The organism is Cedecea sp. AS113, from assembly GCF_037152415.1.
Classification (GTDB): domain Bacteria; phylum Pseudomonadota; class Gammaproteobacteria; order Enterobacterales; family Enterobacteriaceae; genus Cedecea.
Genome location: NZ_JBBCMI010000003.1, coordinates 67,945 through 92,841, shown reverse-complemented (window position 1 = coordinate 92,841; position 24,897 = coordinate 67,945). Strand labels below are relative to the sequence as shown.

Annotated in this window: 20 protein-coding genes; 7 read left to right on the top strand and 13 right to left on the bottom strand. The window is 54.4% G+C overall.

Annotation, left to right across the window (positions count from 1 at the left end):
- Window position 1: 1 nt before the first annotated feature.
- Entirely contained in the window at window positions 2-2,782 is a 2,781-nt protein-coding gene (locus WFN87_RS04390; protein WP_336983028.1) for a flavocytochrome c, read from the bottom strand.
- Between the two features lie 619 nt (window positions 2,783-3,401).
- On the opposite strand from WFN87_RS04390, the gene WFN87_RS04385 reads away from it, so the two are divergent.
- The 6 genes from WFN87_RS04385 to WFN87_RS04360 all read left to right on the top strand — a co-directional run bounded on the left by WFN87_RS04385 (window position 3,402) and on the right by WFN87_RS04360 (window position 9,946).
- The gene (locus tag WFN87_RS04385; protein ID WP_008454410.1) at window positions 3,402-4,913 is read left to right on the top strand and encodes an anion permease; all 1,512 of its coding nucleotides are present in this window, start codon (window positions 3,402-3,404) and stop codon (window positions 4,911-4,913) included.
- Between the two features lie 55 nt (window positions 4,914-4,968).
- On the top strand, window positions 4,969-6,618 hold the full coding sequence (fumA, locus tag WFN87_RS04380; protein ID WP_008454408.1) for a class I fumarate hydratase FumA: 1,650 nt from the start codon (window positions 4,969-4,971) through the stop codon (window positions 6,616-6,618).
- A gap of 111 nt (window positions 6,619-6,729) precedes the next feature.
- Entirely contained in the window at window positions 6,730-8,037 is a 1,308-nt protein-coding gene (locus WFN87_RS04375; RefSeq protein WP_336983029.1) for a sensor histidine kinase, read from the top strand.
- The gene (locus WFN87_RS04370) at window positions 8,037-8,654 is read left to right on the top strand and encodes a response regulator transcription factor (RefSeq protein ID WP_336983030.1); all 618 of its coding nucleotides are present in this window, start codon (window positions 8,037-8,039) and stop codon (window positions 8,652-8,654) included. Before WFN87_RS04375 ends, WFN87_RS04370 begins: the two co-directional genes overlap by 1 nt.
- 92 nt (window positions 8,655-8,746) lie before the next feature.
- Window positions 8,747-9,244, top strand: coding sequence for a GlcG/HbpS family heme-binding protein (locus WFN87_RS04365; protein ID WP_336983031.1), 498 nt, complete (start codon window positions 8,747-8,749; stop codon window positions 9,242-9,244).
- Between the two features lie 18 nt (window positions 9,245-9,262).
- On the top strand, window positions 9,263-9,946 hold the full coding sequence (locus WFN87_RS04360) for an outer membrane protein (RefSeq protein ID WP_336708916.1): 684 nt from the start codon (window positions 9,263-9,265) through the stop codon (window positions 9,944-9,946).
- 35 nt (window positions 9,947-9,981) lie between these two features.
- Here WFN87_RS04360 and zinT read toward each other — a convergent pair whose 3' ends face one another.
- On the bottom strand, window positions 9,982-10,626 hold the full coding sequence (gene zinT, locus WFN87_RS04355) for a metal-binding protein ZinT (protein ID WP_166994334.1): 645 nt from the start codon (window positions 10,624-10,626) through the stop codon (window positions 9,982-9,984).
- 62 nt (window positions 10,627-10,688) lie between these two features.
- Window positions 10,689-11,882, bottom strand: a complete 1,194-nt coding sequence (locus WFN87_RS04350; RefSeq protein WP_336983032.1) for an MFS transporter — start codon at window positions 11,880-11,882, stop codon at window positions 10,689-10,691.
- Window positions 11,883-11,990: 108 nt separating this feature from the next.
- Between WFN87_RS04350 and WFN87_RS04345 the strand changes: the two genes are divergently transcribed.
- Window positions 11,991-13,652 (top strand): SgrR family transcriptional regulator, encoded by a 1,662-nt coding sequence (locus WFN87_RS04345; RefSeq protein WP_336983033.1) that lies wholly within the window; start codon window positions 11,991-11,993, stop codon window positions 13,650-13,652.
- 166 nt (window positions 13,653-13,818) lie between these two features.
- Here the strand turns inward: WFN87_RS04345 and WFN87_RS04340 are convergent, their stop codons facing one another.
- The 10 genes from WFN87_RS04340 to WFN87_RS04295 form a co-directional block, all read right to left on the bottom strand.
- Window positions 13,819-14,325, bottom strand: a complete 507-nt coding sequence (locus WFN87_RS04340) for a GNAT family N-acetyltransferase (protein ID WP_286180278.1) — start codon at window positions 14,323-14,325, stop codon at window positions 13,819-13,821.
- Between the two features lie 50 nt (window positions 14,326-14,375).
- Window positions 14,376-14,936 (bottom strand): helix-turn-helix domain-containing protein, encoded by a 561-nt coding sequence (locus tag WFN87_RS04335; protein ID WP_008454391.1) that lies wholly within the window; start codon window positions 14,934-14,936, stop codon window positions 14,376-14,378.
- 65 nt (window positions 14,937-15,001) lie between these two features.
- The gene (locus tag WFN87_RS04330) at window positions 15,002-17,917 is read right to left on the bottom strand and encodes an autotransporter outer membrane beta-barrel domain-containing protein (protein WP_336983034.1); all 2,916 of its coding nucleotides are present in this window, start codon (window positions 17,915-17,917) and stop codon (window positions 15,002-15,004) included.
- A 29-nt stretch (window positions 17,918-17,946) separates the two neighbouring features.
- Window positions 17,947-18,555 (bottom strand): helix-turn-helix transcriptional regulator, encoded by a 609-nt coding sequence (locus tag WFN87_RS04325; RefSeq protein WP_008454387.1) that lies wholly within the window; start codon window positions 18,553-18,555, stop codon window positions 17,947-17,949.
- Between the two features lie 626 nt (window positions 18,556-19,181).
- Window positions 19,182-19,685, bottom strand: a complete 504-nt coding sequence (locus WFN87_RS04320; RefSeq protein ID WP_336983035.1) for a type VI secretion system baseplate subunit TssE — start codon at window positions 19,683-19,685, stop codon at window positions 19,182-19,184.
- Window positions 19,672-20,472 (bottom strand): type VI secretion system accessory protein TagJ, encoded by an 801-nt coding sequence (locus WFN87_RS04315; protein WP_008454383.1) that lies wholly within the window; start codon window positions 20,470-20,472, stop codon window positions 19,672-19,674. Before WFN87_RS04315 ends, WFN87_RS04320 begins: the two co-directional genes overlap by 14 nt.
- 14 nt (window positions 20,473-20,486) lie before the next feature.
- Window positions 20,487-21,329 (bottom strand): TagK domain-containing protein, encoded by an 843-nt coding sequence (locus WFN87_RS04310; protein ID WP_008454380.1) that lies wholly within the window; start codon window positions 21,327-21,329, stop codon window positions 20,487-20,489.
- A gap of 3 nt (window positions 21,330-21,332) precedes the next feature.
- Window positions 21,333-21,596 carry a PAAR domain-containing protein gene (locus tag WFN87_RS04305; RefSeq protein ID WP_008454379.1) on the bottom strand — a complete coding sequence of 88 codons (264 nt, stop codon included), beginning with the start codon at window positions 21,594-21,596 and terminating at the stop codon, window positions 21,333-21,335.
- 67 nt (window positions 21,597-21,663) lie between these two features.
- The gene (locus WFN87_RS04300; protein WP_336736644.1) at window positions 21,664-24,135 is read right to left on the bottom strand and encodes a type VI secretion system Vgr family protein; all 2,472 of its coding nucleotides are present in this window, start codon (window positions 24,133-24,135) and stop codon (window positions 21,664-21,666) included.
- A gap of 60 nt (window positions 24,136-24,195) precedes the next feature.
- Window positions 24,196-24,888, bottom strand: coding sequence for a hypothetical protein (locus WFN87_RS04295; protein ID WP_008454376.1), 693 nt, complete (start codon window positions 24,886-24,888; stop codon window positions 24,196-24,198).
- Window positions 24,889-24,897 lie beyond the last annotated feature (9 nt).

Sequence of the window (24,897 nt, the reverse complement as noted above, 5' to 3'; positions counted from 1 at the left end):
CTTAGCGTTTTGCCCAGCTTGCCGCCTGATGGCCCGCCAGGGTACCAAAGACAATAATATCCGCCACCGCGTTACCGCCGATGCGGTTGCCGCCGTGAATACCACCGGCCACTTCACCCGCCGCGAACGCGCCAGGGATAACCTGATGCTGTTTATCCAGCACTTCGGTTTCGGCATTGATGGTCACGCCGCCCATGGTGTGGTGCACCCCAGGGGCGATGCGGATGGCGTGGAACGGGCCATCTTTAATCGGGTTGCGCAGCGCGGTTTTACGGCCAAAATCTTCGTCGTACTGATTTTCCACGAAGCCGTTGTAACGCTCAAGCGTGGCGAGGAAGGTGTGGTAATCCATTCCCAGTTTCTCCGCCAGTTCGCGAGGCCCTTCGGCGCTGACCACAAAGCCTTTGGCGATGTACTCATCTGCCGCTTTGTTTTTAGTGCGAACGTTCTCGTCGAACACGATGTAAGCGTATTTCTCCGGCAGCGCGATAACCTGCGCCGACACTTTATCGCGGGTTTCCATTTCGTTGAAGAAGCGGCTGCCTTTTTGGTTCACAAGGATGGCACCGCCGCCGCGAATGGACTCGGAAATCAGGTACGAGGTGGTTTGCTCCACGGTTGGGTGAATCTGTATTTCGCCCATATCCACGGTGCCTGCGCCCAGTTTTTCCAGCAGCGCGATACCGCCGCCCGTGGCGCCTTTGTGGTTAGTGGTGACAAAGCCTTCCAGATCCGGGCGATATTTCACCACCATCGAGCTGTTGGCGCTGAAGCCGCCGGTCGCCACGATCACGCTTTTCGCGTGGATGGTCAGCGCTTCGTTTTCGTCCGTCAGCAGCGCCACGCCGCTGACTGCGCCCTGGTCAAACAGGATTTCCGTTACCGCCGTTTCCATCAGCACGTCGATGCTGCGTTTGTTGATGTTACGCAGCAGGCCGCTGATCAGGTAGCCGCCGACCGCCGATCCGTCACGTGGGCGGTGGGTGCGGTCAATGCTCATCCCGCCGGTGGTGGTGATGTCGTTCAGCATGATGCCGCGATCCGCCAGCCACTCAATGGCCTGCGGGGCGTTTTCCACAAAGCGGTGCAGCAGCTCTGGGTTATTTTTGTTGTAGCCGCCTTTCAGGGTTTCGGCATAGAACAGCTCTTTGCTGTCGAAGATACCTTTGACGCGCTGGAAGCGGGTTTCCGCCGCGTTCATCCCGGCAGATGCCTTAACGGTGTTCCCGCCGATGGACGGCATTTTCTCAACGATCAGCACGCTGGCACCTTCGTCGTGGGCCTGAATCGCCGCCGCCAGACCGGCACCGCCGCTGCCGACCACAACCACGTCGTAGCTCTGCGGGGCGCTAACGCCGCCGCTTTCTTCAAACGCCTGCTGCTTGCTGGATTTCACCATCGCTTTAGAAACGGCTTTTTTCACCGCTTCGCTCTGGGAAGTCGCGCCGGAAATGGCATCCACAAACGGCGAGTTGGCGGTCAGGATACGGGTACGAATTTCTTCGAAGTTAGTGGTGAACTCCACGTCGTCCTGCGGGCCAGCGGCCAGCGCGATATCGGCGATGCGATCGCTGTCGAGGCTGACGTTAATCACCAGTTGGTTGACGTCATCGCTGACGGTTTCTTCGAAGATCCCCGGTTTAAATTTAGAGGCTCCGCCCATGCTCATGTCACGGATCATCGCCTCGACCAGCGAGAAGCGCCACAGCGGCTCAGGGATGGTCAATTCTTCGCGTTTGGTGCTGTCGATAAACAGATCCAGCACTTCGCCGTTGGCGATGCGGGCAGTCCAGTCCGGGTAGGCAATGCAGGCGCGGCCTACGGCCACCAGGTCATACCCGTGCTCCAGCGCGGTTTCCACGTCGGAAGCATTCACGATGCCGCCCACGCCCATCACCGGGATCTGCGCCAGCGCGTCGGAGCGCATTGCACAGTATTTGTTGATCAGCGGCGTCGGGTCGGTGGTGTCGTTAATGGACGGACGCAGCGAGTAACCCAGAGAGAAGTGCAGGTAGTCCAGGCCTCGCTCGGCCAGTTTTTCCAGCAGGTACATGGTGTCGTCGAAACGAATCCCAGGCACTTCAAGCTCTTCCGGGGAGAAACGGTAGCCGATGATGAATGCATCGTCAGCAAACTGACGCACCATCTGATGGGTGATATCCAGCACGGCAAGCGGGAACTTAGCGCGGTTGTCGCGGCTGCCGCCCCATTCGTCATCACGCTGGTTTGAGTTCGGGGAGTAGAACTGTTGAATCAGATAGGTGTTCGCGCCGTGGATTTCCACACCGTCGAAACCAGCCTGAATGGCGCGGCGAACGGCCTCACCAAATTTAGTCACCATGCCCGCCACTTCTTCTGTGGTCAGGGCACGCGGTGTTGCAGCACCGTCGCGTGGTGCGGCCAGCGCGCTTGGGCCAACCGGCGTGCGGCCACCGATGAGTTTAGGGTCGACCATGCGGCCGCCGTGGTAAATCTGCAGCAGGGCTCTGGAGCCTTCAGCTTTAATCGCGGCGGCGATTTTCGCCAGGCCAGCAATTTTTTCGTCGGTGTCTATCCCGATAGCGCCAGGGAAGGCCAGGCCTAAATCGTCAATAAAGCAGCATTCCACCACGATGGTACCGATGCTCCCGGCGCGGACGCGGTAGTACTCCACCAGCTCTTCGGTCACGGTGCCATCAAAATACCCGGTACAGGTAGTCATCGGTGCCATTAGCAGACGATTTTTTAACGCCGTACCGTTAGGTAAAGTAAATGGGCTTAACATGTTTTTGTCGGTGCTCATAATGTCGACTCCAAACTTTAAAATTTAAAACTGAGAATTCGGTTGCTGGCACTATTTTCGTTCTGGTTATTGGCCATTTCGCATGTCAACAATATAAGACTATTTTTAGTTACCAAACTATTTACGTTAGTTTAAAAACTATTGAAGAACCGTAATAACACAATTACCCACAACGTGTTATTAATTAAAATATAAAAGATAACAGCTTATTAAATTAATATAACATTTTAGTTACCTACCAGATGCACGCCGTGAACACGCGCCAGACCATGCGGCAAGCGGAATCGAGTCAGCAAAAAACATCAAAAATGACCTGAGCGCCGCTTTTTTAATGATCAAACTGATAACTTTTCGCCGTAAATAACCCTGCTAGAACACGAACTATTATTTTTTACGAAAAGAATAACCAGAATCTGTTTTTTTGATCTCGATCAATTGTCATATACCCCGAAAGCGCAATATATAACTATCCATAAAATTTAATTCACCGCCGATAAAAAGCGATGAATACCTATTTCCGCAACCGCTAACCAAGAGCGTTTAATTAATAAAGTAAGTTTAAAAACTAAAGTAAGCGGAAATATAAAACGAATCCTTAACTCCTTATAACGGTGTCATTATGAGTGTAATAACCACCAATCTACCGCCGCTCAAAGAGAGCAATAAAAAAGCAGGCAACAACAAACGTTGGCTGATGATGGCCCTGCCCATCATTGTGGCGCTGTTGCTGATGCTGGTTCCGGTCCCGGACGGCCTGCCGCCGTACGCCTGGCACTTCTTCGCTGTCTTCGTCGGCGTTATCGTCGGGCTTATCTTCGAACCGCTGCCGGGCGCCGTTATCGGCCTGACCGGGATCGTCGTCATTTCGCTCGGCAGTCAGTGGCTGCTGTTCAGCCCGGAGCAAATGGCCGACCCGAAATTCAAGCTGGCGGGAGCCTCCTTTAAATGGGCGGTCAGCGGCTTCGGGAACTCCACCGTCTGGCTTATCTTCGGCGCATTTATGTTTGCTGCCGGTTACGATAAGACCCAGTTTGGCCGCCGACTGGCGCTGATTCTGGTGAAATACCTTGGCCGCCGCAGCCTGACGCTGGGCTACGCCATTGCTTTCGCCGACCTGCTGCTGGCACCGTTTACCCCGTCCAACACCGCACGCAGCGGCGGGACCATCTACCCGATTATCGCTAACCTGCCGCCGCTGTATGGCTCAAAACCTAACGACCCAAGCGCGCGTAAAATCGGTTCTTACCTGATGTGGGTGGCTATCACCGCAGCCTGTATCACCAGCTCAATGTTCCTCTCTGCGCTGGCCCCTAACCTGCTGGCGCTGGCTTTGGTGAAAAGCATCGTTGGCATCAACATCTCCTGGGGCATGTGGTTCCTCGCCTTCCTGCCGCTGGGCCTGCTGTTACTGCTGACCATGCCGCTGCTGGCTTACTGGCTCTACCCGCCTGAAGTGAAAGTGAACGACGAAGTGCCAAAATGGGCGAGCCGTGAACTGGAAAAACTGGGCAAACTGTCCCGCAACGAAATCCTGCTGCTGGTGTTCGTCTGCTCCGCGCTGGTGATGTGGATCTTCGCGGCAAGCTGGATTGAACCTGCGCTTGCGGCCCTGCTGGTTATCGTGCTGATGCTGTGGACCGGCGTTCTGAACTGGAACGACATCACCAATAACAAAGCGGCGTGGAACACCTTCGTCTGGTTCGCCACCCTGGTTGCCCTGGCCGATGGCCTGTCTTCTACCGGCTTCATCTCCTGGCTGGGTAAAGAAGGCGGCGCGCTGATGACCGGTATCGCCCCAGGCACCGCGACCATTGTCCTGCTGCTGGCGTTCTACCTGCTGCACTACCTGTTTGCGAGCACCACCGCGCACACCACCGCGCTGCTGCCAGCGATGCTGACCATCGCCTCCACCATTCCGGGCATGAATATGGAAGTGTTCTGTCTGCTGATGGTGACCTCGCTGGGTATCATGGGCATCATCACTCCATACGGCACCGGCCCAAGCCCTATCTACTACGGTAGCGGCTACCTGCCAACTAAAGATTACTGGCGCCTGGGCACCATCTTCGGTGGCCTGTTCCTGGCCGCGCTGCTGGTGATTGGTTATCCGTGGATGTCCCTGATGTTCTGATTTAAAGCCGCTGGAGGGCAACCTCCGGCGGTTTATTTTTATGGAGTAACGAGCTATGTCGAACAAACCTTTTGTTTACCAAAATCCCTTCCCGCTGGCGCATGACGACACCGAATATTACCTGTTAACCCGCGACCACGTTTCCGTCAGCGAATTTGAAGGCCAGTCCATCCTTAAAGTTGAGCCACAGGCGCTGACCCTGCTCGCTCAGCAGGCGTTTCATGATGCGGCGTTTATGCTGCGTCCGGCGCACCAGCAGCAGGTGGCGGATATCCTGAGCGACCCGGAAGCCAGCGAAAACGATAAGTACGTCGCGCTGCAGTTCCTGCGTAACTCAGACATCTCGGCCAAGGGCATTCTGCCGACCTGCCAGGATACCGGCACCGCCATCATCATGGGCAAAAAAGGCCAGCGCGTCTGGACCGGCGGTGGCGATGAAGCGGCGCTGTCTCAGGGCGTGTACAACACCTACATCGAAGATAACCTGCGCTACTCCCAGAACGCCGCGCTGGATATGTACAAAGAGGTGAACACCGGCACCAACCTGCCTGCACAAATTGACCTCTACAGCGTGGACGGCGATGAATACAAATTCCTGTGCGTCGCCAAAGGCGGCGGTTCCGCCAACAAAACCTATCTGTATCAGGAAACTAAAGCACTGATCACCCCGGCGAAGCTTAAAAATTACCTGGTTGAGAAGATGCGCACGCTGGGCACCGCGGCCTGTCCGCCGTATCACGTCGCGTTTGTGATTGGCGGCACCTCCGCAGAATCCACGCTGAAAACCGTGAAGCTGGCGTCGACCCACTACTATGACGGCCTGCCAACCGAAGGTAACGAGCACGGCCAGGCGTTCCGCGACGTGCAGCTTGAGCAAGAGCTGCTGAAAGAAGCGCAGGAGCTTGGCCTGGGCGCGCAGTTCGGCGGCAAATACTTCGCCCACGATATCCGCGTCGTTCGTCTGCCACGCCACGGCGCATCCTGCCCAATCGGCATGGGCGTCTCCTGCTCCGCCGACCGCAACATCAAGGCGAAAATCAACAAAGACGGCATCTGGATTGAGAAGCTGGAAAGCAATCCGGGCAAATACATCCCGGAAGAGCTGCGCCAGGCCGGAGAAGGCGAAGCGGTGAAAGTGAACCTGAACCGCCCGATGAAAGAGATCCTCGCGCAGCTGTCCGACTTCCCGGTGTCCACTCGCCTGTCGCTTAGCGGCACCATCATCGTGGCACGCGACATCGCCCACGCGAAGCTCAAAGAACGCCTCGATAACGGCGAAGCGCTGCCGCAGTACGTGAAAGATCACCCGATCTACTACGCTGGCCCGGCTAAAACGCCGGAAGGTTACGCTTCCGGTTCCCTGGGCCCAACCACGGCAGGCCGCATGGACTCCTACGTGGACCAGCTGCAGGCCAACGGCGGCAGCATGATCATGCTGGCCAAAGGCAACCGCAGCAAGCCAGTGACCGACGCCTGCCACAAACACGGCGGCTTCTACCTCGGCAGCATCGGTGGCCCGGCGGCGGTGCTGGCGCAAAACAGCATCAAGAGCCTTGAACTGGTGGAATACCCTGAGCTGGGTATGGAAGCTATCTGGAAAATCGAAGTGGAAGACTTCCCGGCGTTTATCCTGGTGGATGACAAAGGCAACGACTTCTTCCAGCAGATCCAGAACAAACAGTGCGCGGGCTGTAACAAGCACTGATTTCAGTGAATACGGATAATAAGGCGGGCGCTACGGTGCCCGCTTTTTTTTGCCCCAAAGTTACCCCATACTGAGGCCACATTTCAGCCAACGCCAACGCAAGGACTTCACATGTTAAGGATAATCAGCTGGCTACTGCTCACGCTGCTTAGCTGTGCGGGACTTGGCGCCTGGTTTTTACAGCAGCAGTACGAAGATAAATCCGCCGACTTCCGCATTCTTTACCGCGAAATCACGGTTAAGCTGTCCCAGCACGATGCCATCATTCCTCTGCTGCCCGTCAGCCAAAACGCCGTTGAGGTGCAGCACATTCTGCCGCAGATCGTCGAGTGGCGACGGCATGAGAACCCGGAGCCTCGCCTGGCGATTGTGCCAGAAGCCAATGGCCGCTACTGGCTGAACCGCCCTAACCTCTCGCTGCTGATCGATCTCCCGACGCTGCTCGACACGCTGGGCGAGAAAAAGACGTTTCAACACCTCAGCATCAGTTGGAATAACACTCTTCTTTGCGAACAGGGCACCGCCAACAAGGGTTACTGGCAGTGGGATAAAACCGTCGCCAGCCCGACGCAGCCGTTTTTAGTTTCGGCCAGCGACAGCCCGGCATGGGCGAAACTGCCCTGGTGGCTGATAGCATCCCCGGCGCTGTTTTGGGCGCTGGCGATCTACTTGCTGACGCAATATCAGGCCAACAAACGCCGCCGGGACATTGCCGACCTGCGCGCCCGCTACGCCGAACTGACGCGCCTCAATACCATGGGAGAATTGGCGGCCGGCATGGTGCACGAGCTGAACCAGCCGCTGAGCGCCATCATGAGCTATAACCAGGCAGCAGTACGGCTGATTAAACAGGATAATCCGGCTCAGGTACCAGAACTGCTGGACGCCGCCGTGCTGCAGATAAAGCGCATCGACGGCCTGCTTAGCCAATTTCGCCAGAAGCTTACCAGCGAACGCGCCGAGTACCAGCGGGTCGATCTCCCGTCGCTCTGGCAGCGCGTGTGCAAACTGTTGGATAACGAACTGAGCCACAGCAAAATCCGCGTCACCAGCCATTTTGCCGACGACCTGCCGCCGCTCATCGCCCCGCCGCTGTGGGTTGAGCAAATCCTGCATAACATCGCCAGCAACGCGATTCAGGCACAAACCAACGGCGCAGGCTGGGTACACCTGGAGGCAAGCTCGGATAATAACGGCATCGCGCTGACGGTAACCGACGGCGGGCCGGGGCTTTCTCCTGAGGCGCTGGAACAGGTCTTTATTCCGTTCTTCACCACCCGAGCGCAGGGCGTCGGGCTGGGGATGGCGCTCGCCGACACGCTGGTACAGCGCCTGAACGGCACCATTGAGGCCGACAACACATCAGCAGGCGGAGCCTGCTTCCGCCTGTGGTTCCCGCTTAAGGATGAGGAGAAATAATGGCACCATGTATCTGGCTGATTGACGATGACGCCGCCATTCGTGACTCGCTGAGTCTGCTGCTTGCCACCGTCGGTTGGCAAACCCAGGCTTTTGACAGCGCCCATGCGTTTCAGCAAAACGCCGGTGACTTAAGCCAGCTCGACGGCTGTATGCTGCTCGATATCCGCATGCCAGGGAAAACCGGGCTGACGCTGCTGGAGGAGTGGACGCAGCAGGGCCTGGCGCTGCCGGTGATTATCATGACCGGACACGGCAACATCGATTTATGCCGCCGCGCCTTTAAGAACGGTGCCTTTGAGTTCCTGACCAAGCCGGTTGATGCCGATCTGCTGTTCGAGGTCGTGGGTACCGCAATGGAACAACAGAAAGCGAAAGTTGAAGCCCGGCAGCAATGGCAGCCGCTACAGGAAAAGCTGGCCACGCTTACCGCGCGGGAAAAAGAGATGCTGAAGCAGCTTATTCAGGGCTATTCCAGTAAGGAGATCGCGCAGCTGTGTTCGCTGTCGCCGCGCACCGTGGAAGCGCACCGCGCCAATATTTTCTCCAAACTGGAAGTCAACTCTCTGCCCAAACTGCTGAAAACCTACGGCGACATCGCCAGAGAGGCTAAGTAAAACTACCTGGAAAGTTAGGTGTTCGCGCCAATTTCCCGCTATCTCCGCGTTGCATAGTATTGCCCCATAGCCAACAACTCTGGAGCAACATCATGAAACGTCTTCTGTTAAGCGCCCTGCTGCTGGGCGGTCTTGTCTCCACGGCCAGCGCCGCCGCCGGCGTACTGAGCCAGAAAAACATCTCCCTCGACCTCGCCGATAAGCTGGCGCAAAACGTCCTTCAGGCCTGTGCCAAAGACAACTACAACGTGGCGGTCACCGTGGTCGATCGTTCAGGCACGCCGCTGGTGATGAAGCGCATGGACAACGCCGGGCCGCATACCGTGGAAGCCAGCCGCATGAAGGCCTTCACCTCGCTGACCACCAAAAACCCAACCGACAACGTGATGAAGGGTTCCCAGTCCAATGCGGGCGCGGCCAACCTGCGTGATATTCCAGGCTTCCTGCTGCTGGCGGGTGGCGTGCCGGTGAAGTCGGGTGAACAGGTGATTGGCGCGGTCGGCGTCGGCGGCGCACCGGGCGGCCATCTGGATCAGGCCTGTGCCCTGGCAGGCTTAAACAATATTGAGAAAGAACTGAACGCGGGATAACACCACAAGGAGCAGGACATGCATGACAAGAAAAGCTTACTGACGCTGGCGCTTCTGCTGAGCGCAGGCCATGCCGCCGCAGCCACCAGCGATGAAGGCTACTACGCTTCGGCGAAATATGTACACAGCGAGCAGCGCGCCAGTGACCAGGACACCAGCAGCCGTCCCGGCGTCGGCCAGTTTGTTGGCGGTAAAGAGAAAGACAGGCTCGGCGGCGCGTCACTGGCGGCTGGCTACCAGTACGGCAACGGCTGGCGCACCGAAGGAGAATACACTTTCCGCCAGAAAACTGAATTTACCAGCGGCTCAACCGCCTTCCCGACCAGCCTGAACCACCTGAAGCTGAACACCGAGCGGCTGATGCTGAACGTCTATCGCGATTACGATATTGGCTATGGCGTGTCGCTGTTTGGCACCGCTGGCTTAGGTATTGCGAAAGTGAAGGCCGGCGGCTGGCAGGGCAACGCCGCCCGTGAATACGCCGACAGCACGCAAAACAATCTCGCTTATTCGTTGGGCGCGGGCATCAGCTACTCACCGATCGCTCGCCTGAGTTTCGACGTGGGCTATCGCTACGTGGATATGGGGAAAGTGGAAAGCGGCTATAACACCTTCGGGAACGTGCGCGGCCTGAAGGATGAGCAGATGAAAGCTCGCCTGGCCTCCAGCGAGTTCACTCTGGGTGCTCGCTACCTGTTCTAACAATAAGGCGGCCACCGGGCCGCCCTTTTACATTGTTAGTGATGCAGCATCTCGTCCACAACCTGCGCTTTGGTCATGTTGTACGGGTAATACGTCGGCCAGTTGTCCATCTCTTTCAGCAAAGCATCTTGTGATTCGCTCCCCATAAAGATATGGAAATGCTGCGACTGGCGCGGGGCAATAATGTGGTCGCTAAACTGCACAAACTTTGGCGCTTTGGACTGCGCGTCTTTGCACTCAAACAGGTAGCGAACGCCCTTCTTTCCCGAGGCATAGGTCAGGATTTTATGCCCGGCGTAGTCGTAATGACAGCTTTGCACCGCTTTGCCGACGTGAAACTCGATGACATTATTTTCAATCCCTATCATCTCCACGTCAGTCGCATAGCCCTTTTGATAATACGCCCGATACTCCGCCACGCTTTTGCCGCTCTTTTTGGCTTTTTTCTCCAGCACCGGATCGAGGTCGCCGCTGAGCAGCAGGGGATTGACCGACTGCCAGATCCCGTCCCAGTCGGACAGCGCGCGATCTTTCACGTTAACGTCGTCAAAGATCCCTTCGCTCGCCTTTTGTTCCACTTCCGTGAGCGGTTTGCCGTGATGGTGGCCGTGCGCCAGCGCCTGATGGCTCGCCAGTAACACGCCCATGCCCAGAATAAACGCCGATTTTTTCATGATCATACTGTTCCCCTGTGTATTCCTTACACGAAAAAGAAAACGTTATAACATAACAAATCACGAAATCAACTACAGCCTGCGGTGAGCGTGCCCGGCGCCTGCCGAAGACGCACTCTTTCGCTGTAAAGCGCCAGCAGCATACCGGCCAGGCAAAGCGCGCCCATCAGCAAAAATATCCCTCTGTCCAGCCCGGCCATCAGCCCTAAAGAGAACACCATTGGCCCCAGGCTACTGCCCAGTGAGGAGAGATTTTGTGCCCCATAATAGCTGGCCTTCAGCGCCTCAGGCGCGATGTCGTCGATGTAGATGTATTCACTGGGGATCAGAATAATTTCACCCAGGCTGAAAACAAACATCGCCACACACAGCCCCGGCAGCGTATCCAGCTCGCCCATCGCAGTAATGGCGGCCGCCAGCAGGGCAAAGCCCACCACAATCAGTTTAATTAACGGCCTGCGATGCAGCAGCCAGAGGCTGACAGGATATTGAAGCAGTATCACCGTCAGAGAATTACAGCTAATGAGCACCGAAACAAAGCGCATTGCTTCGGGCTTGCCCATGCTGGTTAAGAACCAGAGCGGCAGGTAGTCAGAAAAACGCCCCATCACCACCCACGCAAATACGGTACTCAGGGTAAACCAGATTAAGACACGATCTCTTGCCAGCACGGACAGCGTCTTTAAAAATGATTCAGGCCGGTTGCCTGTGAATGCATTCTTAAAACGAGGCTGGAATAACACCCCCAGCAACGAGCAGACTCCCGCGGCCAAATAGACACTTTCAACATTCGGGGATAATACAAACGTGGTCAATAACGGGCCTGTCGCCCAGGCGACATTAATTAAGGTATAGCGAAGAGAAAATACTTTGGTTCTTTCGCCCTGAGGAACCAAATCGCTCAGGGAAGCCTTAACGCCAATGGCATAAAACGTATTCGCGACCTCGCTCAGGGTCAATACGAACAGCACGCCAGCCAGACTTTCCATCCAGCCAAGCAGCAGCCAGCCAACGGCCATCACCAAACCACAAAGCCTTAAAATAAGCGAGCGTGACAGCCTGTCCAGCCAGTATCCGCCATACACGCCCAGCCCGGAAGAAACCAGCAGCGCGCCGCCGAGCAGAAGTCCCGCAGACTCGAATGAAATATGTAAATTCTTACCGAGCGTAAGTACTAAAACAGGGGCAATCATCGCCCGGGAAATAGAGGATAAAAATGAGGACGCCAGAAGAAAATAAACGGTTAAAACCCGACCTGACATTTTTTTAATTCCGTTGACGGCTAAGGAGGAATTCACTATAGATAAAAAAGAGGAACACAAAAATGGATGAATAAAGGTGAAATTTATTCCTCTTTTTAGAGAAAAGTCATGGTGCTGATCGATAAATTCAACGTGTTATACCGACGCTTCGGGGATGCACCGGCCCAGCCGGGATTAGAGCAACTGGCAGACTTACTGCATTGCAGCGAACGCTATGCCCGTATTCAGCTGACTAAAATGCGCGAGCTGGGCTGGATTGACTGGCAGCCCGGTATCGGGCGAGGAAAACGCTCGACGCTACGGCTGGTGACCAGCCCGGAGCAAATTGAATGGTTACGGCTCAGGGATCTGGTCGCCAAAGGGCAGCTGGAAGCCGCCTTCGCGCACCTGACGTCGCCGCAGAGAAACCGGCTACTTGCCGATCTGAGCAGCCATCTTGGCGTGGTGGGCAAAGAGGTCAGAATCGCCATTCCAACCCTGCCAGCTACCCTGGATCCCCGGCGCATCAAAAACAGGATTGAGTCATATCTGGTCCGGCAAATTTACGACAGGCTCGTGGATTACGATGAAATAAACCAGCGAATCACCGGCGCCCTTGCCCACCACTTCGAAACAAATGCTCAGGCCACGGCCTGGACATTTTGGCTGAGGCCCGGCGTCACGTTTCACACCGGAGAACGCCTGGACGCAAGTATCGTCGCGCAAAGCCTGCTGCGGCTGAAAGAGCCGCCGGGACACTATGCCGGCCTTTTTCAGTCGTTAGATCGTGTTGAAGTTCTGAGCAGCGAGGTACTGACTTGCCATCTCACGCACACCGACTGGCTGTGGCCCCACAAACTGGCGACGGCGACCGCCTCTATCACACTTCCTTCGTCCCGGCACGGACGGCCCATCGGCAGCGGTCCATTCCAAATGGAGCAACAGAGCAAGCAGCGCATTGTGCTGCGGGCCTTCGATCGCTACTACGGCACACGCGCTTTAATTGAAAAAGTTGAGCTTTGGTCCCTGCCGGAATCCCCCGATCCCGTAACAGACATTACCTTTGATCCGGGGGCTGCAACTCAGCAAACCGATGTTCAGAACGGGTGCACCTATCTGATAGTGAGCCCCCGCAGTCAGCTCATCCCAGTAGGAGAACGCCAGGCGATACTGGGGTTACTGAGCAACGCGCTTCCACCGGCAAACAACGCGGAACGAACGCCAGCCCTCAGCATTATCCCCGGCTGGGAAAGCCCACGTTCTTTGAGGCAAAATTCGCCGCCAGACATCACCGGCACGCTCAAAATCTACTCTTACGATCTGCCGTGCTTCACTATGCTGTTTGCCCGCCTGCAGCAGGTTCTTACCGCCGCAGGCATAAGAGCTGAACATATCATCCTCGGAAGCGAGGCTTTTCTTCGCCCGGAAGAGTGGCTCAGTGAGGCCGACCTGATCATGGGGAGTGAAATCCTCTACCACCGCGGTGCCTACGACATTTACGAGTGGCTCCACAGCTCAAAGCTGTTGAACGCGGGCATGACTAACACGGAGCACGAACGCCTGCATGACAGGCTCGCGCAGATAAGAACCGATCCCCACGAGCAATCCAGACAGGCAAAGTGCAAAGCGCTGGCGGACTGGCTGATTGCCGAAGGCATCTTGCTGCCTTTGTCCCATGAGCGAGTAGGCTACACGGCAAACCATCGCCTGCACGGCACCGGGCTGGCAGGCTATGGCTGGGTCGACCTCGCCCGCATCTGGATTAAAAATAATGAACTGAGTGTGTCCTGATGTGATACGCGTGGGGCAGAAATAAAAATAACGATCCCCCGAACTTTATACAGGCTCACATACAGGCTTATAGGAATGAAGGGCAAAAATAGAAGACAGCAGGTTAGAAACTCAGCCTCTATCATCCAGACGTTGGGCCATAGATTTAAAACCTGATTCCACCGGGCTAAATACTTCTGCCGAGAATGTATAAAGTGCTGGTCTGCGTGGCGCTGGAAAACGTCTCGTTTGTTAAGTGGCGCATGCCCTGGGCCTCATAAAAGCGCCGGGCGCCTTCGTTCCCTTCCAGAACCTGTAGCCACAGATAATGCTGTTCTCGCCGCTGCGCCAGCCGAAGCATTTCTTCGAAAATCAGCTTGCCGTAGTTTTTCCCCGTCTCACCTGGGGCAAGGTAGAGCTTATTAAGCAGGGCGCCGGAAAACGAATGCTCCGGCACCGGCAGGTTCCAGCTGATTTTGGCAAATCCCACCGGCTTTTCTACCTCAGCAATAAACCAGCTGACCCCAGGGCAGGCCAGGCTCTCGGCCAGCGTCTGCGGAGCGTATTCCTCTTCAATAAAAGCCTGAAGCTCCTCAGCAGAAACCCAGTGTCGCTCAAAGTGATGGCGATAACTTTCGCTCCCCAACGCAGCTAAGAGCGGCACATCTTCCAGCCTTGCTTTACGTATTTTCATACTCATGCCTTTCCCCCAACAAAGAAGATTTTTGCCATCAAAATTTGAATTTAAGCGATAGCGTCTAATAACTTAACCTTAAAGTAGAGCTCAGCGAAGCTTTTCACCTGGAGCTTACTCATTGCTGAACGCTTATGGAGGCTGATCTGCCGAATCGTTATGTTGAGAGAGTCTGCAATCATGGCGGGCCTATAGCCTTTTAACAAAAAGCGAATAACATTTATTTCATCGCAGTCTAAACGGCAGTACGGGCAGGAAGGCACGATACGCTGCCTTTTAGGGTACAGTATTTTCGCAATGGCTGAGTTGATTTTTCCGCCGATCGTATAACAATCATCGCTCAACGAAATAAAATAGATTTCTTCCCTGTACCAAATATCCTGAAGGAAAGTCTTCGCCCGGTCGGAACAAAATATGATCGACGGCGAAGGTATTCGGTGTCGAAACGCGCTGTTATAAAGCGCGTAGGCGTTATTTTCTGTAAAAATAAAAAACGGGATAAAACGCTGTCCGGTGATCCAGATACCCCATTCGGTGTAGTCGAGATGCATTCTTTCTAACAGCGTTAACAATCCGTCCAGATAAAAACATTCCTTTGCAACGATTCTCATATCCGTCATCACCTCAACCCATAAAAAGCATTCGGGCAGGCGCTAACCTGCCCGAATTTAAGGGCTTAGAAATTGTATTTCATACCAAACATCGCCGCAGCGTCGCTGTAGCCCGCATCCCCTATCTGCACGCCGACATTACCCCACAGATTCACCCGGGCGCTGATCTGCCCCTCGAGCCCAACTTTGGCTTCTGCAATATTGGTCGCGCCATTCTGGCCGATGCGAACCTCATCGAGGGTTGTTGCAAAACTGCGCGTGTTGTGCAGCCAGTTCAGCTCAACAAAGGGCTGGAACTCACGCTGCTTATGGCCATCGCGTGCGTGGTGGCTTTTGAGCCAGGTTTTAACCCCTAAGCGGGTCAGCACATTGCCGTCCCCCTCCTGACGGACGCGGGTGCCGTTCTCTTCCTGATGCTTGTCTGCGCGAACGCCCATCCAGACCGCCTGGGCGTGTGGCTGCACAAACCATTCGTTGACGGTACCCTGGCTGCCCCAAAACTGGCCCAGTTTCCAGGCGTAACCTGCTTCCAGCGAGGCGGTTATCCCATGCGACTTATAGGCTTCCGTCGCAAGGCTATCGCCCTTCACTTCGTTATTAAACCAGCCGTACTGAAGCCAGCTGTCCAGCCATGCGCCGGTGCGATCCTCTTCGTTAGCGTACCAGGTGCCGTAGCCGCCAATACTGTAGCCGTCCACCGTGCCTTTCGAACGATAGCCGCTGGATCTATTCTCCGTCGTGCTGCTGTTTTTCCCGTAACCCGCCATAACCCCAACATGCCAGCGGTCGGTGCCGTCCGTGCTCCAGCGAGCCACGTCGCCGCCCATCTGCGTCAGGTAACGGTTACTTTGTGTTTTTAGCTGCCCGCTGCCATCGCGCCAGACATTGTGGCCGCCAACCTGGCGTAGCCAAAGACTGGTCACCTCCCGTTGGCCGGTTAACGCATCAATAAATTGCGTCTCTCCGAGTCGGTCATGCAGGGTCATGATAAACAGGTTATTCGCTGCCGCGAGGTTAGCCGTATAGCTCCCGCCCTCAGGTCGAACGATAGGATCGACTTTCGGTTCGGGTGTAGGTGCAGGATCTGGCCCGGGTGTAGGTTCAGGATCTGGCTCGGGTGTAGGTTCGGGATCCACCGGGGTAAGCTGGCTGGTGAGATACCAGCTGTCGTTTTTCCGAACCAGATCGTAGTCGTAGGCTCCCGCAACAATACGGCCCGCCTTAACGAAGCTGCCTTGGGACGTTCCCTGCACATCAACCAGTTCGATGCCTTCCACGGTACTGGCCCCGTGTCCCCCCAAATTATTCACGCTAAGGTGCGTTGTGCCGGGCAAGACGTCGCCCTGAACTATCAGCTTATTCGCCGGAGAATTATCGTCGCCAAGCACGCTGTTCATCACCATCTGCCCGCCATCACCGGCGTAATCGCCTGCTACGGTAAGCGAGTCAAAATTGTTCTCGTCGGTAAAAACGAGCGTGCCATTATTGGTCAGTTGCCCAACGACAGAGCGGTTATTGATATTCCAGCGGCTGCTCTCGTCGAGCATAAGCGAGGATGCATGGGTCACGGCTCCCGTCAGCACGGAGCCGGATGTCAGATTTACCGCCACGCTATTGGCCGGATCGTCCACCACAATGTCACCTTTCAGCGCGCTGCTGGCGGCATTAAATGTCACCTTGCTGTAGACGTTGTTGACGCCGCTGGCCCCGTCATCATAGTGCTGCACCGACATCAGCTGGCCGTTGCCACCGCTGATGTCGGAATCCTTGACGTTCAGCAGCAGTTCGGTCGCCGTAACGTCAATGGCCCGAGCCTGGGCGGCATTCAGCCCCACATTTTCCAGCGTCACGGTGTTACTGATTGCCGTTGACGATGAGCTGCCATTCACATAGAGGCCGCTCGCGTCCTCTCCTGTGGTAGAAATCGTGCTGTGCCTGACGTCAAGCTCTCCCCCCTGGCTCCAGAGGCCAAAACTTGTTTTTCCCGTGGTTTCGATCTGCACATGGTCCGCTTTGATTTGCGCATTGGGGTAGGCCAGCAGGCCCGGGGCAAGCTCGCCCGACGTCGAGATATGGCTATTTGTTAAGCGGCCTTGCCCACCGCGTGCGGTAAACATGCCCACGCTGCCTTTGCCCGAAGTGGTGACAGACAGGTTATCGCCGGTAATCAGGTATTCGCTGTACAAACCGTGGGCATTATCCCCCAACGTTTCAATGGTACTGCGGGTCATCCGGGCTTCACCCCGCTGGGCATTAACGGCAATAGCGTTATCCCCTTTTGTGGTGATTTTCGCGTTGTTCACTACGACGGAGGAGTCCCTGGATGCCACCCAGACGGCATCGCTGTATGCGCCTTCGGTAGTGAAAGTGCCGCCTTCAATCGCAATTTTTGCGGCTAAATTGGCGTTAACCGCATAGCTGTGATCGCCCTCAGTACTGGCAGAGACGTTATTCAGCGTCAGCTCCCCGGCCATCACCCTGATAGCATCGCCGCCCTGTGTGGCGATCGCCCCATTGGATGCCTGCACCACCGACGTTCCCTGGTTTGCCGTCCAGTAACCGTCCAGTACCAGACCCAGCGCGTTGTCCTGCCCGGTAATGTTAAATTTATCTAATGTTCCAAGGCTGTCATTGGCAAAGTAAACCCCGCTGCCGCCCTTGCCGGTCACGTTGACCTGCAAATCCTGCACGTTGAATTCGCTATTATCTATCCATGCGCCTCCCCCATTCTTTCCGGAACTATTAAGAACCAATTGAGAGGCGGAGATGGTCGCATTATTTCGCGCCTGGACAATAAAATTGCCTGTAACCTCATTATTCAACGTCGTGTTGCTTAGGGTGCTATTACCGCCGTTGATAATAATCGTGTCATTATTGGCCGCCCACGCGGGCGAACAGCCAGCCGCAAGTACGCTTAAAATACACAGCCGTTGGGGCAGTAAGGGGTTTAATCTCCATTTGATGTATATTTTATACTTCATTTTCAATTCCTTTTAAGTTGATCATTGCCTCACAGGCAAAGGGTGTTTCTTTCATCGCGTCCGCAGCGGGCAATAAATGATGCGAACCGATAAAATTCGGCTCTATTTGCCGCCCCCATTTTTCGGCTGGCGTTACGATAATGCGTGCTAATGGTTTTTCTTGAGCGATTAAGGATCCTTGAAATATCAGTGCTGTTGTACCCCCGACCAATCAGAATCATTACATTATTTTCAGTATCAGAGAGCTGTGCATATTTCTTTAGCCCCAGGCTCCAGTAGGCCTCTTCCTTGTTGATGAGCAGGTTATAATCCGAACGCGCAATCGCAAGTATCTTGCCGATCTTCATGGATATGTCGTTAAGCGTTTGGTTTCTGGTTAAAAATGGAACATGGACAATTATTTTTTCATTCTCCTTGTATCCGCCATCAAACGAAACTTCATTATTCCGTTGGTTATTAATTTGAATCGTTACTCTGTCATCCTGAAAGATAATGTTAGCGATGTCATAACTCATTTCTTCGGACGGTAATAAAAAACAGACCTCACCGAGGCTTTCATCAGCAAGTTGGTTAGTAATTAAGAGGCTCAGTCCCGATGTCTGGTAATAGTTAGAATCCAATAATAATATGTTCAACATACTTCACACCCATGTGTTGCGATTCCCATCCAAGTTGCAGCTACTCCAGGGCATACGAAATGCTTGTCAGAAAAGACAAAGTGAGCGAATAGAAACAACTTATGGTAAGTTAAGCCATTCAGACATAACCTATCCGGCCCCTGACGTAATGCCTTCCTTAAATATTTTCCTCCATACGAAGATGAGAAAGATTAAGCTAACATACTGTTAAAGATAGAAAAACAGCCTATGTGATTAAACCAACCAGAGATAGAGACTAATTTTAATGAGACACAAAAATTGGTGCAGGAGGATAAACGCCCCTCCTATTCTTAGATTAAGACTTTGTTGGAAGTCGGACTTAAGTTTAACCTCAACCCATAAAACGATCAAATATATCATTAACATGCGTTTTTTCAAAATTATCGTCTAGATAATAGGCTAAAATATAGTATTTTAAACTACAAAAAATAAAAACAGCCGCGCACATTAATATAATGCGCAGCAATTTATTACACAGGAAGCATGGGGATTTAGCTAATGAGGATATTTTGAGATAAGTAGCCAGGAAAAAAGCCCGACCACATTTCTTAAAGATAAGAACACCCAGAAATGGGCATACCCCAAAGAGTAAATCTGTGATGCACTTATAGCAACTTCAAATCGACTTTTTCAGACTCAAAGTCATAACGCCCGCTCATGCATAAATCAACCGGCCTGGGCTGCCAGTATATGAGCCCGCGGATTTCGAACGGTATAACGGCATGCCGGGCTACACCCTCCTTATCCTGCAGTGAGCGGACGATAAGCGTCTCAGGAATAATTCTTGGCTCAAAGCGTAAAATAGTGTTACGAATCGTTTTTTCTATAACACTCCAATTCTTGTGATTTTCCTGGGTGCCTATCAAGGCCGGCACCCCATAATTGAGAACAGAAGCCATAATTAGCTTATGTTGCTGCTCATTTAGTCTATCTTCTATATTGGTATGATTAATAAGATCAACAATCTCCTTTTGAACCAGACTCCGCATCCCCTTTATGTCAATTAATCTCCCGCGATCGTGAGGACTTTTGGGTTCATCGTCCTGCAGGCGCTGTAGCAGCGTGGGAAGATATTGCTGCTTTCGTTCTGAGGGATTATTCGAAAACAATGTCGCCAACTTCCATTATTGAACGATCGCTAATATCGGTCACCAGCACTTTACGCCCGGTACCCGCCGAAAGATCTTCAGACAGCGTTATCCACTCTGTTTTCAGTCCCAGTTTTTTTTGCTGATCGTCCTGAGGTTCTACGGGGTAACGGGCAGGGATATACCCGTGGTATACCTCATCGGCAACCTTGATGGTTGCAGGCAGCCAAATCAGATCAAGCAAATCGCCAGGGGTGGAAACGCTTAGCGTTTGTATTGAGGCAAACGGCAGCCAACGATAGCCTCCTGCACAAATAAATTCGCAGACCGGCCCCAGGCGGCCATCGCTGTCGGCTATCCACTTGAATGCCGCCAGCGTGTCGCTTTGCCCTGCGCTTTCAGGCGCAAGCTCAAAAGCCTCATCGCGAGAAAGCGCCGCCAGTCGGGTCTGCCCCTGATAATGCTCGACGTTCGCCTGATGGAGCTTTTCCATCCATAACGGCATTTCTCCCTGCAGCGTCGCAGCCTGCCGCTCACCGGTTAAAACCTGCAAACGCTGCATTTCGCTGAAGACCAGATTTTTATACAGCTCTGTCTGCTTGTGCAGGGCATCGTCCAGCAGCGCCAGCGTTTGCAACTGCAACAGCGCCTTGTCCCAGCTCCCCTCGACGCAGTAGAGCTTAAACAGCACTTCACGAGCTTTAAGATCCTGTGGATTCGTTTTAACCTGCGCCAGCACCTGCTCTAGCAGCGCATTCAATGACGCGTTTTTAAGCGCCTGGGTAAGTGAAGTAAAATCCTGCATCATGACAATTCCTTTAATTAGTAATAAGAGTCCAGACCCACTTTATTGAAGTCCTGAAATACCAGCTCAGGCACCGTATTTTTTCCTTTGGCCGCAATGTGCTCGGGCGACAGGGCAAGCAGCAAGTCGGTTTTTTCCTCCTCGCTAAAAATGTCATCCGCCGCTTCGCCACGTTCCAGCTCTGGCCACACCTTCTCCATGAGAAAATCTTTAGCAACAATACATTCGGTCAGCGTCTTGCCTTTGATTTGCGCGTTGACATCATCAAACCGCAGATCCGTTTTGATGATGTAATCGGCATGCTGAGCCATTCCACCTGAATAGCCGCCATCCTGCTCGCGCCAGATGAGAAAACGCTTGTATTCAACCTCAAGCGTTTTCAGCACATCATTGCCCCTGGCCTGCGCGAGGATAACGTCATTGAAATAGCGTAAGTCGTTGATGTAATGCCCGCCGTTGGGCAGGATATCTTCAACCTCAGGCACCTTATCCGCAGACTGCCATGCACCGCCGGGATAAATCAGCCGATAGAAAGTTTGCTCATCGACGTCAGTGCTGTCCTGGCTGACAAAGCCCAGTTTGAAGTGGCCTAGCTGCAGCTGGCTTTTATCGTTCAGCGGCTGGCTGCACCCATAGGCCACTTCGCAGCCATCAAGCAGGCACACATGGTGCAAGCAAAGGCTTAACATCACCGGTCTTGCCAGATGCCAGTAGAAGATGACGGCATCCTGCCCGGAATGGGCGTTATGGATGCCGAAACAGCCACTGGCTACATCAAACACGGCAGCCGTCTCGGCCGTCAGGTTTCTGGGCAGCGCGACAGGCGGGCGTGAAGCAGGCCATTCAAAGTGAATATTCACGGCTTAGCCTATGTAGACATCGCCGGAACCGGTGGCGACAACCGCGCCGCAGCCGGTCACGTCCCCCAGGCGCGCTGCCGGTAAACCGTTGATAAAGACCGACCCGGAGCCTGTCGCTACGGGGGCTGCCCCGTGCCCCAAAGCACAAGGCGCGACGCTCATACCAGCCATTGCCGCCGGCAATCCGTTGATATAAACATCACCCGATCCACTGCATAATGCTCCGCCATGCGCGGTCGCATCGCCTACTCGTCCTGCGTTTTGCATCGTTCGCACTCCTTAATAAAACAGTCAGGGCGGAGGCAAACGAACCACCGCCGTAATCATTTGAATGTTAAGGCTCTATTGTTTCACTTCCGGTCGGCGTCTCCGTTGGTGTCTCCGTTGGTGTCTCCGTCGGCGTTTCCGTTGGCGTTTCCGTTGGCGTCTCCGTTGGCGTTTCCGTCGGTGTTTCCGTCGGTGTTTCCGTTGGCGTTTCCGTCGGTGTTTCCGTCGGCGTTTCCGTCGGTGTCTCCGTCGGCGTTTCCGTCGGCGTTTCCGTCGGCGTTTCCGTCGGCGTTTCCGTCGGTGTTTCCGTCGGTGTTTCCGTTGGGGTTTCCGTTGGCGTTTCCGTCGGTGTCTCCGTCGGGGTTTCCGTCGGTGTTTCCGTCGGCGTTTCCGTCGGCGGTTGAGTTGGCGTTATCGTTGGCGGCGGCGGCTCTGGCGTTGGCAGCGGTGGTAAAGGAATAACCACACCAAACAGAGCCGTAATAGCCGGCAGCCCCGGCAAACCAATCATACCGCCACCGCCGCCACCGCCACCGCCGCCTCCGCAGTTGTCACCGCAGTCGCCAGGGTTAATATCCACTTCGCCGCCCTGGATAATCACCTGGTCTGAGCCGACGATTTTGATTTTCTTCGCGGAAATAACCAGCTCGCCCCCCGCGGAAAGCGTCATCGCCCCGCCGGCCACCATGGTGCTCGCGCCCCCAACGGCCAGGGAATGGTAACCGCCTACATTGACCTGATGTGCGCCCCCAACGGAAAGCGAATGGTAGCCCCCAACGGCAGTCATAAATGCGCCGCCGACGTTGATGCCTTTTGCCCCTAAAACATTGTCGCTTTGGCTGCCGCCCACCTGGATTGCCAGCGCCGCACCGATAATGGCGCTACTGTTCCCGATAACGTCAGACATGTAGTTGGCCCCGACAAAGAGGTTGCGCGACAGGCCAACATTCACGTTAGAGTTCATGCCTATGGTCTGGTCTTCGTTCTGTTTCGTCAGGCGACTCATGTTGCGTTCAGCCTGCTCCCAGTACTGCTCCAGCCCCGGCTTATCCTCAAAACGGATCCCGTTAAAGTTGCTGCGACCGCCGCCTACGGTCCGGCTAACCAGCCCGCTCTGGGTGGCGTTAACCGGGAGATCCCAGGGCGGCATGGTGACGTTGTTGTAGAGGCTGCCGGTGATAAGCGGCCTGTCAGGATCGCCATTGATAAAATCAACAATCACTTCGTGACCAATGCGGGGAATGTAAATCCCACCGAAATTGTTGCCGGCCCAGGCCTGGCTCACTCGCAGCCAGCAGGAGTCCGATTCACGGTTTTTGCCGTAGCGATCCCAAAGAAAACGGACTTTTACCCGGCCATATTCATCGGTCCAGATCTCTTCCCCCGGAGGGCCAACGACGATAGCCGTTTGTGGACCGCTGGTTTTTGGCCTCGCCACCGTCATCGGGTGACGATAAATCTTGGTCGTCGGCTGAACGGTAAAGTTACAGCTATAAAGGAATTCATCGTGCGACGAGAGCTGATCGATTTCCTCAACCAGCAAATGGCTACGCAGTACCATGTACTCACGGTTGGCCTTTTCAACGGGATAGTTAACAAGCTCAAAGTCGCAGCCGCAGACAATCCCACGAAGTTCACCGGAACCTTCACAGCGGGAGCCTAAGGCGCCACGCTCTTCCATGCGGACGCGCGCAAGCTGCTCCCCGATGCTCGGCTGTTCGTAATCTCCCGGCCAGTGGAAGATCTCCATCTGGTTGAAGCTGGTCTTCCGAGGTTTGCTGTCCAGCGCCATGATATCGGCGCGTGATTTGGTGAAGTCGTAGTCATTCGTTACCCATTTCCCGGAAGTAATGGTCTCCTGGAAATGGAACTGGCTGACGTATTCCTGATCCATTTTTGGACGGTCTGAAGCGTACTGAATAACGTGATAAGCCTCGCTGGAGAATCGCTTATGCGCGCCCACGTTATCCACGAGGATCAGCTTATGACTGCCCTCGCTATGCTCGAAGAACCAATAGATCCCCCACTCTTCCATCAGGCGTTCAATAAAATTGAAATCCGTTTCGCCATACTGAACCTGGAAATCGAGAAGCGGATAATTCCCTGCAAGGCGCTTCTCAAACGGGAAGTTATAGTCGCCCAGCACCTCATCGATAATGGTCACCACCGATTTTTGCTGGAAAATTTTAAAGTCAGCCGTCAGCTCAGCGAGGTGCAGCCAGGGGCGAATAATAACTTCATACAACGCCTGATAGCCGTCGCGGCCAACATAGCGGGCACGCTGAACCATGCCGGAAATTTCACGAATCTCCTGACCGACACCGTGAACGTCTCCCAACCCATTCCCGTCGAGTTCAATATGAACCGTCATCTCTTTACCAATCAGCGACTTCAGGTCGACATTAGAAGCTGACTGCCAGGGTATTTGGGGATTGGCTGGCGTTTTAGCGGTAATCGCGTAGCTGTAGAGGGAGGAAAGTGACTCTTCCCCTTCCAGCTTCGAGATAACCAGCGCGGGTTCCCCAAGCAGCACAGGCATCGCCGGGCTGCTTAATCTAATAGTGCGTGACATGTAATCACCCGATGCGTTGTCAATAACTTAGAAGGATGCGTCGGGCGGTTTAGCCTCAGCGCGTCGTAAAGGGATCCTCTGAGAATCCACTATTTTTCTGTGCCGGCTTTGCCGCCAAATCCAGATACCCGCCTCCTGCTCAATACAGTCGGGCCAGTTCTTCCACGGCATAGCCTCAACACCATCACGGTTATGAATGCGATAATCTTCCTGTGACCCCTCCCTGAGTAACACCTGAGAATGATTTTTGAACTGCCAGGCTGGCGTCAGCACCAGCTTCTCCCAGAGCGGCGAATACGCTCGCCTCAGCGCTTTAACCCACTGCCACAGCGGGCGCCAGTTTTGCCCGGCCACGTCGCTATCGGGCACATTGTTTAAAATCCTTGATGCCCAAAAGGGCAGTGGACATTCATCCTGCAAATTTTTCTTCAGCCACGGCCAGGGCGCTTCGCCATAAATAATGACCAGCGAGGGAACGCCTCCTTTTCCAGGCCGCAGCATAAAAGCACCGCAATAAGCGTCGTGCCCTCGCGACGAAGGTGACGAAATAACAAACGACCACGGATAGTGCTCAGGTAAATAGTCGTCCGGTAATGAGGAGCCAATGCCCGGCAGAATCTGTTGGGTAATAATGGAGCGCACCTCTCGCTGCTTTTTCCCTCTTCTGCGAAACAGGCCAGCCCGCGACTCATCAACAAGTAAATACAGGCGTAGCAACATATTTTCCTC

Coding starts and splice junctions, on each gene's coding strand:
- WFN87_RS04375 (WP_336983029.1), top strand. CDS start 6,730: ATGTTAAGGATAATCAGCTGGCTACTGCTCACGCTGCTTAGCTGTGCG.
- fumA (WP_008454408.1), top strand. CDS start 4,969: ATGTCGAACAAACCTTTTGTTTACCAAAATCCCTTCCCGCTGGCGCAT.
- WFN87_RS04390 (WP_336983028.1), bottom strand. CDS start 2,782: ATGAGCACCGACAAAAACATGTTAAGCCCATTTACTTTACCTAACGGT.
- WFN87_RS04350 (WP_336983032.1), bottom strand. CDS start 11,882: ATGTCAGGTCGGGTTTTAACCGTTTATTTTCTTCTGGCGTCCTCATTT.
- WFN87_RS04385 (WP_008454410.1), top strand. CDS start 3,402: ATGAGTGTAATAACCACCAATCTACCGCCGCTCAAAGAGAGCAATAAA.
- WFN87_RS04315 (WP_008454383.1), bottom strand. CDS start 20,472: ATGATGCAGGATTTTACTTCACTTACCCAGGCGCTTAAAAACGCGTCA.
- WFN87_RS04340 (WP_286180278.1), bottom strand. CDS start 14,325: ATGAAAATACGTAAAGCAAGGCTGGAAGATGTGCCGCTCTTAGCTGCG.
- WFN87_RS04345 (WP_336983033.1), top strand. CDS start 11,991: ATGGTGCTGATCGATAAATTCAACGTGTTATACCGACGCTTCGGGGAT.
- WFN87_RS04305 (WP_008454379.1), bottom strand. CDS start 21,596: ATGCAAAACGCAGGACGAGTAGGCGATGCGACCGCGCATGGCGGAGCA.
- WFN87_RS04300 (WP_336736644.1), bottom strand. CDS start 24,135: ATGCCTGTGCTGCTTGGGGAACCCGCGCTGGTTATCTCGAAGCTGGAA.
- WFN87_RS04325 (WP_008454387.1), bottom strand. CDS start 18,555: ATGTTGAACATATTATTATTGGATTCTAACTATTACCAGACATCGGGA.
- WFN87_RS04370 (WP_336983030.1), top strand. CDS start 8,037: ATGGCACCATGTATCTGGCTGATTGACGATGACGCCGCCATTCGTGAC.
- WFN87_RS04295 (WP_008454376.1), bottom strand. CDS start 24,888: ATGTTGCTACGCCTGTATTTACTTGTTGATGAGTCGCGGGCTGGCCTG.
- WFN87_RS04335 (WP_008454391.1), bottom strand. CDS start 14,936: ATGAGAATCGTTGCAAAGGAATGTTTTTATCTGGACGGATTGTTAACG.
- zinT (WP_166994334.1), bottom strand. CDS start 10,626: ATGATCATGAAAAAATCGGCGTTTATTCTGGGCATGGGCGTGTTACTG.
- WFN87_RS04365 (WP_336983031.1), top strand. CDS start 8,747: ATGAAACGTCTTCTGTTAAGCGCCCTGCTGCTGGGCGGTCTTGTCTCC.
- WFN87_RS04330 (WP_336983034.1), bottom strand. CDS start 17,917: ATGAAGTATAAAATATACATCAAATGGAGATTAAACCCCTTACTGCCC.
- WFN87_RS04360 (WP_336708916.1), top strand. CDS start 9,263: ATGCATGACAAGAAAAGCTTACTGACGCTGGCGCTTCTGCTGAGCGCA.